Origin of the sequence: Streptomyces sp. LUP30 (genome assembly GCF_001746365.1) — a bacterium.
In the GTDB taxonomy this organism is placed as follows: Bacteria; Actinomycetota; Actinomycetes; order Streptomycetales; family Streptomycetaceae; genus Streptomyces.
In genome coordinates this window covers 74520-87400 of sequence record NZ_MJAJ01000028.1, presented here as the reverse complement: position 1 = coordinate 87400, position 12881 = coordinate 74520, and the positions used below count along the sequence as shown (strand labels likewise).

General features: G+C 68.4%; 8 protein-coding genes. 4 read left to right on the top strand and 4 right to left on the bottom strand.

The genetic code is table 11. The features are described 5' to 3' along the window. Positions 1 to 150 precede the first annotated feature (150 nt). Positions 151 to 2415: a helix-turn-helix transcriptional regulator gene (locus BG482_RS23060; protein WP_069770994.1), complete on the top strand. Its 2265-nt coding sequence runs from the start codon at positions 151 to 153 to the stop codon at positions 2413 to 2415. Between the two features lie 14 nt (positions 2416 to 2429). Next, a complete protein-coding gene (locus tag BG482_RS23055) occupies positions 2430 to 2987 on the top strand; it encodes a helix-turn-helix transcriptional regulator (RefSeq protein WP_069770993.1) in 558 nt (185 codons plus the stop codon). A gap of 145 nt (positions 2988 to 3132) precedes the next feature. On the opposite strand, the gene BG482_RS43500 is transcribed toward BG482_RS23055, so the two are convergent. Continuing rightward, positions 3133 to 4932: a ThiF family adenylyltransferase gene (locus BG482_RS43500; RefSeq protein WP_176741443.1), complete on the bottom strand. Its 1800-nt coding sequence runs from the start codon at positions 4930 to 4932 to the stop codon at positions 3133 to 3135. Positions 4933 to 4991: 59 nt separating this feature from the next. Continuing rightward, positions 4992 to 6080 (bottom strand): hypothetical protein, encoded by a 1089-nt coding sequence (locus tag BG482_RS44075; RefSeq protein WP_176741442.1) that lies wholly within the window; start codon positions 6078 to 6080, stop codon positions 4992 to 4994. 425 nt (positions 6081 to 6505) lie between these two features. Between BG482_RS44075 and BG482_RS43495 the strand changes: the two genes are divergently transcribed. Both BG482_RS43495 and BG482_RS45365 read left to right on the top strand, forming a co-directional pair. Beyond that, the gene (locus tag BG482_RS43495) at positions 6506 to 7546 is read left to right on the top strand and encodes a hypothetical protein (protein WP_141746654.1); all 1041 of its coding nucleotides are present in this window, start codon (positions 6506 to 6508) and stop codon (positions 7544 to 7546) included. Positions 7547 to 7955: 409 nt separating this feature from the next. Continuing rightward, positions 7956 to 8156 carry a hypothetical protein gene (locus BG482_RS45365; protein WP_256096456.1) on the top strand — a complete coding sequence of 67 codons (201 nt, stop codon included), beginning with the start codon at positions 7956 to 7958 and terminating at the stop codon, positions 8154 to 8156. 97 nt (positions 8157 to 8253) lie between these two features. Here BG482_RS45365 and BG482_RS23030 read toward each other — a convergent pair whose 3' ends face one another. Then, a complete protein-coding gene (locus BG482_RS23030) occupies positions 8254 to 11421 on the bottom strand; it encodes an AAA family ATPase (RefSeq protein ID WP_256096455.1) in 3168 nt (1055 codons plus the stop codon). A gap of 5 nt (positions 11422 to 11426) precedes the next feature. Then, the gene (locus BG482_RS23025; protein ID WP_069770988.1) at positions 11427 to 12749 is read right to left on the bottom strand and encodes an exonuclease SbcCD subunit D; all 1323 of its coding nucleotides are present in this window, start codon (positions 12747 to 12749) and stop codon (positions 11427 to 11429) included. Positions 12750 to 12881 lie beyond the last annotated feature (132 nt).

The window sequence follows — 12881 nt, the reverse complement described above, 5'->3', positions numbered from 1 at the left end:
CAACGCCCCCTCTCCGCTGACGCCCAGCCCAGATTCGGTAACCGGACTTTAGCACCCCGAACACCGTCCATACGCTGAAAGTACGCGATTCGTACGCCTTTAGTACGCGATAGGTTAGTTTCAGGGTAGGGTGAATGACGGAGGTGTCTCATGTCAGAGTTGTTCGACGCGGTTGACGCGCTGGTCGCGTCCCGGTCCCCACTGCCGCCGCCGGCGGAGCGCAGGCGGCTGCGCCAGGCTCACGCGCTCACCCTGGACGAGGTGGCGGCTGCCCTGGACGTGCGGCGGGCGACCGTCGGCGGCTGGGAGTCGGGCCGGACCGAGCCCCGGCCGCCGGAGCGGGAGGCGTACGCGCGCTTGCTGAAGCAGCTCGCCACGCTCTACCCCGCCCCCGAAAGCACCGGCGCCCCGCAGGAGGACACGGACACCATGGCGGCACAGGCCGTCACCCCCGCAGCACCCGCAGCACCCGCAGCACGGCCTCAGACCACGGCCGCGGCGCCGGACACTGCCGCCGCGCCTGGGACCGAGGGGCCCCCGGCCACGCCCCCGGCCACCGCCCCGGCGGCGGTCGGCGCACCGGCCGCCGTGTCGCTGCCGCGTGCCGAACGGGCCCCGGGCCCGCGGCGCCCCGCTGCGAAGAGGGCCGCCCCGGCGAACACCTCCGCGCCCGGCGGGGCGTACGCGCACGGTCCGCTGCTCGTCCTCGACGCCGATACGGAGCGGAATGTGACGGGCTACGGCGTCGGCGGTCTGATGGTGGATGTGCCCGCCAAGTCGTTGCCCGCGCTGGTGGAGTGGACGCTCACCGAGGCGCGGCTGGGGTCGGAGAGGCTGCACGGCTCGGGGAAGGACGGCGACCCGCTGCTGGTGCTCACCGAGGCGGCGTGCGAGCGCTACGGCCTGCCCGCCGTCCTGTCCGAGAGCGAGCGGCTTGCCGGGCGACTGGCGGAGGGACACAAGGTCATCAGGCAGCTGGAGCGCGCCGACTGGCAGCTGACCAAGCGGGGGCTGGGGCCGTGGGCGCGGATCTACCGCCCCGCCCAGGGCAGCCGCAGGCAGTGCGTGCAGCTGTGCATCCCCTCCTGGCGTGCCCTGGACGGCCGTGCCTGGGGCCATGCCGCGCAGCTTCAGCCCGCGGAGCTCGCCCGGGTGCTGGGCGTGTACGCGGCCCGGGTGATGACGCCGGTCGGCTCAACGGCCGTGACGGGGCTGCAGCTGATGACCGCGCTCAGCCCGCCGACCCGCGCGAGCGAGCCGGACGCCGACGGCCGGCGGCATCGCGAGCACCGGCCCGGGTCACTGGGCACGGAGCCGGTGGATCCGGCGCCGTGCGAGGCGACCGACGGGCACCCGGTCCTGGCCCATCTGCCCCGCTTCCACGTGCGCGGCCCCGGCGAGAGGCTGTTCGAGGAAGCCTACGACTGGGCGCGGGACCTGACGGACGCCGAGTGCATGCAGCGGTACCTGGTCGGCTTGGACGTGAACCTGGCCTTCGGTGCGGCCGCCAACGGCGCGGTCGTCGGTCTGGCGTCGCCGCCCGTGCATGTCACCCGCCCGGTCTTCGATGCGGCGGTGCCCGGTGCCTGGCTGGTTGACCTCTCCCACGTCGACCTGTCCCGGGTGAAGATCGGCAAGCAGTGGCGCGACCTCGACGCCGCGCTGCTGCCCAGCCCGTTCACGCCGACCGGCGAACGCCCCACCGGTCCGGCCTGGTACGCCACGCCGACGGTCGTGTATGCCGTCGAGCTCGGTTACGACGTCGCCCCGCTTGAGGCGTGGGTGCGCCGGGAGAGCGGCCGGTTCCTGGACGGCTGGTACAAGCGGCTGCGCGATGCCTACGTCGCCACCATGGCGGACCTCGGCGTCACGGAGAAGCTGTCCCCACACCAGTTCCTGGAGGCCATGGACGGCTACAAGAGCCGTGATCCGGAGCTGGGGATCGTGGTGGACGCCGTCAAGATGACCGTCAAGGGCGGCATCGGCAAGCTGCAGGAGAAGGCGCGCGGCGGCGGATGGAAGCCCGGGCAGGCCTGGCCCGCCCTCGCCCGGCCGACCTGGCGGCCGGACATCCGCGCGACCGTCATCTCCCGGGCCCGGGTCAACATGCACCGCAAGATGCTGAACCTGGCAGCGGCCACCGGCCGCTACCCGGTCGCGGTCCTCTCCGACTGCGCCGTGTACGCGGCCGACGGCCCCAGCCCGCTGGGCGTCCTGCCCTACGGCGCCGACGGCAAGACCGTGCCCGGCAGCTTCCGGCTGGGGGTCTCGCCCGGGATGGTCAAGCACGAGGGCACCCAGAGCGTGCTGTGGGGGGCGGACATCCTCGAACAGCTCGCCGCAGACGGCCATGTCGCCAACCTCGCCCGCTATATAAAGACCGGCGAGGTCACCGCCAAGGACACCGGAGAGTAGGAGCGTTACAGGCGATGGTCACGGTCGGGGAAGAACTCGACAAGGCGGTGCAGGGCGCGTTCACGCGTCCTGCACCCAAGTCCGCGGGGGCGCAGATGCGCTACCTGGTCAAGCAGCACCAGCGCAGCACCCGGCGCGTGGCCGAACTGCTCGGCATCAGTCAGCGCACCGTCGAGCGGTACGTGAAGAACCAGATCAAAAAGCCCCGGCCGGAACTCGCCGAGCGCCTCGAACGCGAAGTGCGCGTGCGTTGGCAGCCGCAGATCAAGGCCAAGGCGAAGCAGATTGCGGCCACGACCGGCGGCATCATGATCGATGTCCATGCCCGGTTCGGTTACACCGCGGCCCCCGGCAGCACCGACCAGGCCCGCGTGCGTCACCTCACCCTCGCCCTGCCGCCCCGCCACGCCGCCCGCCTCCTCCAAGCCCAAGAAGCCGGCGTGGACGAGGACGACCTCCGCCAGATCGCCGCCGAGGCATTGGGCGAGGTCTACTTCCGCGACAACGGCCGCCGCGCCCACGGCCTCGAAGTGAAGCTCACCGACGTCCTCGACCTCGAATTCGAGCTGTAGGCGGCCGAGGCGCTGGGCAAGAAAACGCGACGACCAGCCGGGCAGCGCGGGTCGGCATGGCCGATTGCCCGCGGCGCCCGGTCGGCTCCTTTCGGTGGCCGTACCGAGTCGACGCTGAGCGCCGCCCCAGTACGGCATGATCCGTTCAGCTGGCCCGGCGAGTTTGCTCGGCGCTGTCTGCCTCCTGTTCTTCCTCGGTTCGAACGTCGTGAGGCAGTTCTGCGGGCTCAAGGGTCATGGGTGCGTCCGCTGCTGTCTCTTCCTCGAGGTCGAGTGTGTTCAGCAGTTCGGCCAGCGCCTCTCCTTCGGCGGCCGTCAGTGGTTCCTTTCGTTTGTCGGGCGCTCCGCACGCGGGGCAATCTGGGTCGCGGCCCGGTATGGCCCACAGGCTCTGGGGGGCATGCTGGTGCGGTTGGGTGAGCTCGGGTACGAGGTCGGGGAAGAACCCCCAGCGTGGGCTGGTCGCGACAACGCCCAGTGTCCGGCGCTTCTCAATCAGCCGACGGAGGGGCTCTCCCGCGGGGGAGGATGGTCCTGCCAGTAGGCCGATCGCGGCGCTGGAAGCACAGCACGCGACCAGGTGGATCGCCGGCCCGAGGGCTGCTTCGCCTACGAGGCGTCCCTCCAAGCCATAGTCGTGCTCCGGGCGCAGGCTTGTGGAGGCCGTGGCAGTACCCACCGAGCAGTTCCAGCAGGGGGTGTCGGCCTCAGGCACGCTGATCACCACCTCACCCGCGGCTGCAGCACGGTACAGCGCGCAGGCCACCATGGGTATCCGGGCGGCATAGGCATGGTGTGACAGCAGTGCCTGCTCCTCCATGTCGTCTATGGCACCGACCACCAGATCGGCACCGGACAGCACGTCGGCCAGGTTGAGTGCGCCGAGGGCCTCCACGTGCTCGGTCACCTGTACCGCGGGGTCGATCGCGCGCAGACGGCGCGCGATCGCAGACGGCTTCGACAGGCCGAGGTCTGCTGCGGTGTAGACGGTGCGCGCGAGGTTGGGTGCCTCGACGTTCTCGGGGTCGATCACGGTCACGGTTCCGATCCCGCAGCGGACGAGATCCTCCGCAATGCGGCTGCCGACCGAGCCGAGGCCGGCGACGACGACGTGCCGGTCGGCCAGGTTGCCCACGAGCGGCCACACTCGGTCGGCGCTGCCGTCGACGTGGCGTCCTGCTGCGGTGCGCGCCAGGGCCGCGAGTTGGGAGACCGTCGGCGTTGTGGGGTCCCACGGCGAGGGAAGCGGTGTCAGTTGCCGTGCTGCACCGTCACCTGCTGACTCCCAGGCCACTGCCAGCGGGCCGACGTCCGGATAGTCGGCGTCGATCAGGAGCGCACCGGCCCGGTCGGAGGGGACGGGCACCACGAGTCGGGCCCGGTGGTTGACACGGAGTACTGAGGGGAGGGAGTCACCGGGCGGCGTGGGATCGTGTTTGCCTGCGACCCAGCGTCGCACCGCGGTGGCGGCGGGCAGTTCCACGCCCGCCGCCGCGAGGTCGGCGGTCAGCGGCACGGTTGTTCCCGGGACCCTTTCCAGTTCGTGGCCGGGGCCGTGCCGGCGCAGGACGTGCAACGACATCCGGAAGCCTGCGCCGAGATCAACATCCAGCGCGCGCGGTGAGCCGGAGGTGACCACCGCGATCAGCATCTGATCGAGATGCGGGTTGATCTCCAGCATCTTCTTGGTGCTGCGGATGTCGGTCGGGGACGGGTCGGGCACTCCTGCTGGGTGAGTGTGCACAGTCCCCGTCAGCCGACCGTGGCCAGCCCTTTCCAGGATCCCGACGGTCTGTGAAAGCTGGGCCGAGATGTCCCAGCTTGCCGCGCTGTAGCGGCCGTGAGTGTCCTCGACGAACAGGTGGATGAGCCGTCCGCAGACTAGGAGCGCTCCGCCTCGCTCCGGTCGGACACTGCACAGCCGCTCCCGGATCGCATCGGTCACGCCGTCGCTGAACGTTACGGGTGCCCTCGTGGCCGGGTGCCGGGCCTCACCACGGGCGCTCACTGGGAGAATCCCGGGGTCACGCCGGCCAGGCGAAACGATGTGTACGCCATCCACTTTGCGGCGTGCTTGCGTACCTGATCGAGGTTCTGTGCGGTGCGGCCACCGGGCCCGCAGAGCACGGAGAGCCGTTCGCCGCCGGCCGCTACCCGGACCTTGAACATGTGCTTCTCGTGGCTGACGATCCCGTCCAGGTTCGGGCGGATGGGGATGATGCGGAATCCGTTGCCCTCGCTGACATTGCGGAAGGCGAAGAAGACAAAGGGCGACTGGCCCGGGTAAGGAGGGGTCATCTGGAACCGCCACCCGCGCAGGAAGCTGGAGTCGACCGGCCGCCACCGCTCGGTGTTCGCCGGATCGAGCCGCTTGAGTTCCTCGAGGTCTGCCAAGGAGGGGCCCTGGTTCTCGGCCGCCATTTTCTCCTGCGGCAGCCGGGAGACGGGTTGGTCTCCTCCCTCGTTCCCACTGCGGACGAACCCGCCTCCGGGTATCAGCAAGACTTCGTCTCCGCCGCCCTCCATGTCCTCCATCATGCCGCGGACCTCCGCCCATCCCTGCGGCTCGGCAGCCATCCGCTCCTGCGGCAGCTTGGACACCTCTGTGTAGGAGGACCATCCACCGAAGCACGCCGGCGGGAGATCGGCGACTTCGGAGGCCAATCCGAACACGACCTCGCCACCGGGAAGGATGCTGACATCGCCGTCGTTCTCCGCATCCGCGATCGCGGCGATGGCCTCCGCCCATCCCTGCGGTTCGGCGGCCATCCGTTCCTGCGGCAGCTTGGACCTCGGGCTTGAGGTGATGCCGACGCGTATGAAGGAGCCGGCGATCAGCACGACATCACCGACGTCTTCGTACGGGTCCGGTACCCGCCCGGTCTCCGAGCGGCGGTCCCCGCCTGCGGGCCGGGCGTCAGCACCCTCGGCGGGTGGCTGCGCAGGCGGCGCCTGCTCGAGGTCCGTCGGCTCCAAGTGCAGGTGCCCTCCCGCTGCCGGGATGGAAGGGATTTCTTCGGCCCACTCATCGAGACAGTCGGGGCCTCCAGAAAGGAGACGATCCTGGGCCTGCATATTCTCATTGTTTCGCATTCAAGCTTTCCTTTTCTCTGCGTGATCAAGCGCTTCCACCGGTGCGAGAATTCTGAGGAGTCACCCTTTCTCGTCGCATTTGGGGTCGATAATCCGGCAGGCGGCTCATTCCGTCAAGAGTGTCACTGCCGCCCCAATTTACTTGCGCCATAAACCATCTCCGGAGATGCTCAGGCCCTCCCCGCCCCCTCCTCCCGTACCGGGCAGGAAGGTGACGGGCGCGCTCTCGGACTGGACATGGAATAGCGTCCTCTGGAGGGGCTTTGTCACCTCGCTCACCTGGCGCCAACAGGCCGTCAGGCAAGGGGTTTTGAGAGCCGATCACACAGCAGCGTGCAGCCGCTTCGAAATTTTGACACGTGAGGTGACCGCTGTTTTGCTAGAGAGTGGCGACAGATTGGTCACGAATTGACCCTGGAGTGACCATGAGTAGTACCCGCACGGCACCGAACGAAGTCGATCTCCTGGCTGAGGAGATCCGGTGGTTCGCGAAGCACGCAGACGCGACACGAGCGGATCAGGTTGCTGACACGCTGGCCCACGCCGCCGGCCTGCAATCGCTTCCCGGAGTACGGAAAATACCCGCCGGGGATCCGCGTGCCCGGATGAGGGCCATCCGCACCGCCCTCGACGAGGCCGCCCGCACTCTCCGCCCTGACGAAAGGCTGGCAGTTCGCAAGCTCCTGGGCCTGACTCCGGACGCCAGGGTCAAGACCTGGACCGACCGACTGAAGGAGGCCAGCGCATCATTCGGGCTGAGACCCAACTACTTCCGCAAAAAACCGACAGATGAATTGCTGCGGCATATAGCCAGAACACTCCTGGAGCCAGCAAATAAAAAGCAGTCCGGGAACAATAAGAGGGCCTCCAGCAACAGAAAGCGCCTTCCCCCCGCCCCCCGGATCACAGGAATCAAGGAAATAAAATCCCTTGAGAATCAAGACGCGATCAAGACCCGGCTAGAGCAATACATCCGGGAAGCGAGACCAGATTCCGCCGTCCTGCTGGAATACAGCTCCTACACAGTTCATTCGATCCTCAAAGAACTGCGCGACACGGACTGCGCTATCCGCCTCCTGCTCAGCCACCCCGATGAGGCCGTCACAGAAATGCAGCGGAAACGCGTTACCAGCTGCGTTCAAAATCTGCGGGACGTTGAATTCAACAGCCATCCCCGGCTGGAAGTGCGCTTCTACCACACCCCGCCAACGCTGCGCGGACGGAAGATAGGGGACTACGTGATCGTCGGCTGGTACACGTATCGAGACGACCACATCAAGGAACTCGACGACCCCGACCAGATCGCCGTCTGGGGACACGACAATCCCGTGGTCGCGGCAGATGCCCGGACAGAGCAGGGTCGCATGCTCGCCTCCTGGTTCGAGACGCAATTCGAACAGCTATGGAGTCATCGCCGGACCGAAGAGGATGAAGCACTGTACCCCAACAGGCGGTCCACGGGATGAATCAGATGCGGCCGGACGTCCGGCCGGAGACCGCTCGGCACAGCGGAGACTCGCCGGGTGCCGTGGAGCCGCCCGGCAGGCGTGGGAGTGGGGGCGCCCGGCGAGTGGGGCCTTGCGCGCCCGGTAAAGACACGCGGCGGTGGGCAAGGCCTCGCGCGCACCCCGGCCATGAGTGACCTGCGCTGCGTGTTCTGCGGAACTCCGGTACGCACGCCTCGGGAACACGTGCTGCCGTCCTGGTTCCTGAAGCGGTTCAAGGGGCAGGGGCCGTTCGCGAGGTCCGCGCACGCTGGCAGCCGCAGATCAGGGCAAGGCGAAGCAGGCCGCCGCCCTCCGCGAACGGCATCATGATCGATGTGCAGGCGAGGTTCGGCTACACCGCGCCGGCAACAGCACCGACCAGGCCCGTGTGCGTCACCTCACCCTCGCCCTGCACCCACGGCACGCCGCCTGCCTTTTTGAAGCCCGGGAGGCCGGCGCGGACGAAGACGACCTCCTCCAGGTCGCCCCCGAGGTTCTGGGCGAGGTCTACTTCCGCGACAACGGCCGCCGCGCCCACGGCCTCGAAGTCGAACTAAAAGATCTCGTCGACCTCGAGTTCGAGCTGTAGACCGGGGCGGCGCGAGCCTCCTTTAGGGAACCGATCCCGCGCTCGGTGTGAGCGGGCCCTCACCACCAGGCGGTTTGGGGTCTTTGGACTGAAGTGGCTACCGGGCCAGTGTCTGCAGTCCGCTGGCCAGATCGGACTGTGCCATGTCGTCACGATCGGCCGGTGTGAGCCAGTGAGTGGACGACCCGGCGGTAGTCCTCTCCACCCACAGCACGTCGTCGACGGCCTCGGCGACGGCGTGCAGGTGGCTGATCACCATCACCAGCCGGTCGCTGCCGGCTTGTGCACGCAGTACTTCCAGTGCCAGGTCCAAGGCGGCGGTGTCGAGGGCGGCGAAGCCCTCGTCGAGGAAGAGGGAGCCGAGGGCCGGCCCGCTGCGGGAGTGCAGTTCGGCAAGTGCCAGGGCAAGGGCGAGGGACGCCATGAACTTCTCCCCTCCCGACAGGCGGTTGGGGTGGTGGGCGACTCCGGAGCAGCGGCTGATGATGTCGAAGTCGTCTGCGAAGCCGAATCGACCGTCGGACATCTGCCCGAGCAGGTCGCTGGCGACACCGAGCAATGCGTGGGTTCGCAGCGTGGTGAGGTGGCCCAGGAACTTGGCGTCGACCAGTTCGCGGCGTAGTACCTCGAGGGCTTCGTAGCGGGCCTCGCCTGCGGTGATGGCGAAGTCCAGGTCTGCGGCCGGCTTGATCAGGTCCTGTGCTTCTTGCTGTTTGCCGCGCTGATTTTCGGCTTCCTTGGTTGCCTGCGCGGCTGCGGCGACTAGGGGGTGAAGTGACTGGGGTGCGGTCAGGTCGGCCGAGGCCTCGAAGCCATCAATGTCGGCGAGTGCGGCTGCATGCTTGCCGAGGCGGCTTTCCGCGGCGGCTGCACGTTCTGTCGCCGCGGCGGCTCGCTCGGTGAGCTTGTCGTCGAGTGCCGAGGTCGTAGTCGAGAGGGCAGCGACGTAGTGGCGGACCTCGGCGATCGCCGGCTGGGGAGAAGCTGCTGGCAGCGCTGGCCGGTCAGCCTCATCGAGATGTGTGCTGGCCTGGACGGCAGCCTGGGCCCACGCGTCCAGGTTGTCACGCAGTTTCTCCAGGGGACGTTCAAGGCGGGCTCGGGTGTCGTGGTCGAGGGTGCGCTGGTCGGCGAGTACCGCGTTCTTCTCCGCTCGGGTTGCTTCCCTCTGGTCGAGTAGTTCTTGAAGTTCGGTCTGTCGGGCGATGACGGCTGTGGTGGCGACGTCCGTCTGGGCGGTGGCGACGTCGATCGGGTCCTGCGGCAGCATCGCCCGGATGCGCACGGGAAGCATGCCGATGTCGGCGGCGGTCCTTGCCACGGCCCGGATGTGGCGCTCGTAAGCTGCGGATGCGTCTTTGGTATCTCGGCGGTGTGCTTTCGTGCGTTCTGCCAGTGTTCTGCGGTCTGCTTCGATCCCGGCTGTGCGGCGGTGCTCTTCTTCTTTCAGCTTTTCGGCGTGTGTGGTGGCCGTGTGTTCGCAGGCGGAGATGGCGTCGCTGATCGCCGCTGTGTCCTGCTCAGGATGGGCGGCGCCGGGGGTGGCCAGGGCCGTAGTGGCTGCGGTCAGCCTTGCTGAGGCTGATGTGTCGTCGAAGTCCGTGCCCGCTTCTGCGGCCTGGGCCGCAAGGCTTTGGAAGGCTCGTACCGCCTTCTCGGTGTTCTCCTGCGCCATCTGCTGTGCGCTTTGGTGCTCGTGGTCACGTTCGAGTAGTGCTTCGTCGGCGATGGCCACGGCGGCGCGGGCTGCGGCGCGCAGGTCGACGGCTATGTCGTGTGCGGTCTTCGCCTGCTCTCGTTGCTTGTTCGCCTCGGTCAGCTCATGTGCGTCAGCCTGCTCGGGGCGGAAGTCGGCCGGGAGCTGCCGGCGGCATACGAAACAGTCGTCGCCGGGGTGCAGTTCGGCGGCGATCGCGGCGGCCTTCTTCCGCAGCTGGAGTGCCTCCAAGTGCGTCTCGGCCGCAGTGAGGTCTTCGTAGGCCGCGGTTGCCTTGGCCTCCGCCGGGCCGAGGTGTTCGTGGGCGGATTTCTGCCGGCCCAATGCGGTGGTGTGGGCGCGCGCGGTGTCGGCGATGTGGCGGGCCGCCGAGAGGGCCGCGTCCCAGGCCGTGCGGGCTGCGATGGCGCACATGCGGGTCTGCTTGCTGTTCTCGGCGGCGGTGCGGGCTGCCTCCGCCGTCGTTTGGGTGTGTGCGGCGCGTTCGGCCAGTTTCGTTTCGGCCGTGGCGATGTCGTCGCGTTCGTCGTCCAGTTGTGTGGTGAGGGAGGCCAGCCGGTCGCGCTCGTCGCGGTGTTCCTCGGCGGTTTCCGCGAGGGTCTTCAGGAGCATCGCGGCCTGGGCGAGGGTGTCGCGGCCTTCTCCTTGGGTCTCTGTCGCGGTGATCGCTCTGGTCAGTTCCTCTTCCCTGGCCGCAGCCTGCTCGGCACGCCGGTTGAGGGTGTCGCGCCGTGCGGCGAGGTCGGTGGCCTCGGAGTCGAGCGTGTCGAGGACGGTGGCGGCGTCGGTCACCTGGCGTGTTGCCAGGGTCTGGGAGGCGCTGGTGGCAGCCGCCGCGGCGGCCCGGGCTTGCGAGGCTTCTTCCTGCAGTGCGGTGATGCGGATGACGGCGGTGTCCAGGCGTTCGGCCTGGGCTGTGGCCGCGTCGGCGGCCGCACCCGCTGCTGCGGCCGTCTCTTCGGGGTTGTCCGGCATGGGGGCTCGTTTGGCCCGCGCGTCGCCCAGCAGTTGCTGGAGTGTGCGGCCGTGGCGGGCCGCCAGGTTCCGGACTGTTTCCAGTGATTCGGCGCCGAACAGTTCTCGGAGCCGTTCGCTGCGTTCCTTGGGGACGGCGGTGAGGAGCTGATCGAACTTGCCCTGCGGGAGCAGCCCGACGCGCAGGAAGGTGTCGTAGCTCATCTGCAGCACCGTTTTGATGCGGTTGTCGACGTTGGTGGCGCCGTCGGTCTCTTCGCCGGTGTCCAGGTTTTTCAGGTGGTGCCGGCCCGCGTTCGGGTTGGTGGCGTGCATGGTGCGGTGGACACGCCAGTTCTGCCCGTCGTGCCCGAAGGTGAGTTCGACGCTCATGGCCTGTGCACCGTCGGCGATGAGCTGCCGGGGTTCCTTGGCGTCCCAGGAGCTTTTGCGGAACAGGGCGAAGGCGATGGCGTCGAGCAGGCTGCTCTTGCCGGCGCCTGTGTCGCCGAGGATGGCGACCAGGCTCTTACCGGTGAAGTCGACGGTTGCCTGGGCGGGGTAGCTGCGGAATCCGGTGAGGGTGAGTGTCATCGGTTTCATCGCGTGGTCTCCGCGTCGGTGGTGTCGATGCCGGTCAGCAGGATGGAGCGGTCAAGGGTGTCGAGGGGCTGGCCGGCGATGGCCGCGCTCAGCAGCGTCTCCTCGCAGCATGGTGCGGGGTCCTCGGGGTCGGGTTCGGCTCGCAGGTGGGCGAAGGCGGCCATGGCGCGGTCCAGGGCCGGGCCGCCTGTGCCGCGGTCGGCTAGGTAGTCGTGCAGCAGGTCGTCGATGTCGGGCAGTTCGGTGGCGGAGGTCTGCCGGTCGAGCACGCGGTGTGCTGTATCGGTGCGGCGCTGGTCGATGTCGACGAGCGTCGCCTGCGGCAGCATCTTGGCGAGGGTGTCCGGCAGGGACGGGTCGAAGGCGTCGACGTTCACCACCGCTTTCACCCAGGCGTCCCCCACGCGGGCGGCGCGGTGAGCGATCTGTTCCAGGGTTCCTTCGAGGCGGACCAGGCGGCGGCCTGCGGTCAGCGACTCGAGTTCGATGCGGGGGTTGGTGTCCGGGCCGATCTCGGCGAGTACGACGCTCTTGGTGTCGCCGGTCTCGCCGAAGTCCATCTGCAGCGGGCTGCCGGCGTAGTAGGCGGGGAATCCGGAACGGCCGACAGGCTGCGGTTTGTGGATGTGGCCCAGGGCGCCGTAGGCGACGTCGGGCAGGTCCGCGGCCGCGGCCGCGTACTCGGTACTCAGGGAGATCCGCCGCTCCGAGTAGGACGGGAGGGCCCCTTCGATGAACAGATGGGCGGCGTAGACGAGGACGTCCCGGGGGCCCCGGTCGGCAGTCAGGCGGCGGTAGACCTCGGCTTGGACGGTACGCATCCGTTCGGCGTAAGTCGCGGTGGTTAGGGCGGGGTCGGCGAAGTCGTAGGTGAAGCGGTTGGGGTGCAGGTAGGGCAGTGCGCCAATGCGTAGGGTGAGCTCCCCGTTCCTGGTCGGGTACTCGGCGAGTAGCAGTCTGTCGGGGTGGGCGTCGGTGGCGAAGCGGACCCGGGTCTGGTCTCCTTCGCGGGCGCCCATGTCGTTGAGGACGTACTCCAGGAACGTCAGGACGTGAGTGGTGTCGTGGTTGCCGGCGACGACGACCACGGGTGCGATCGTGCCGAGGCGGCGCAAGGCCTGGGCCGCACGGCGCATGTCGTCCAGGCTGGGGCGGGGGCCGTCGAAGAGGTCGCCGCTGTGCACGATCAGGTCGGGGGCGTAGTCCTTGGCGATGTCGATGATCTCGTCCAGGACGGCGTCGACCTCGCTGTCACGTCGATGGCGGCCGATCTGGCGGCCCAGGTGCCAGTCGGAGGTGTGAAATACGCGTCCCGTCACGGGTTCCTCCAGAGGAACGGCCTGCGGAGCGGCGCGGGTTGCGCCGCCGCGTTCGGCGGTTCGGTGACCCGACTGTACTCGAATCTCAGGAACAAGTCTGGAAAACTCTGGAACTCTGGTAGCGTCTGGTAC

Excerpts from the sequence above, each read along its gene's own strand:
- BG482_RS43495 (WP_141746654.1), top strand. The coding sequence starts at position 6,506 with ATGAGTAGTACCCGCACGGCACCGAACGAAGTCGATCTCCTGGCTGAG.
- BG482_RS23055 (WP_069770993.1), top strand. The coding sequence starts at position 2,430 with ATGGTCACGGTCGGGGAAGAACTCGACAAGGCGGTGCAGGGCGCGTTC.
- BG482_RS44075 (WP_176741442.1), bottom strand. The coding sequence starts at position 6,080 with ATGCGAAACAATGAGAATATGCAGGCCCAGGATCGTCTCCTTTCTGGA.
- BG482_RS23060 (WP_069770994.1), top strand. The coding sequence starts at position 151 with ATGTCAGAGTTGTTCGACGCGGTTGACGCGCTGGTCGCGTCCCGGTCC.
- BG482_RS23030 (WP_256096455.1), bottom strand. The coding sequence starts at position 11,421 with ATGACACTCACCCTCACCGGATTCCGCAGCTACCCCGCCCAGGCAACC.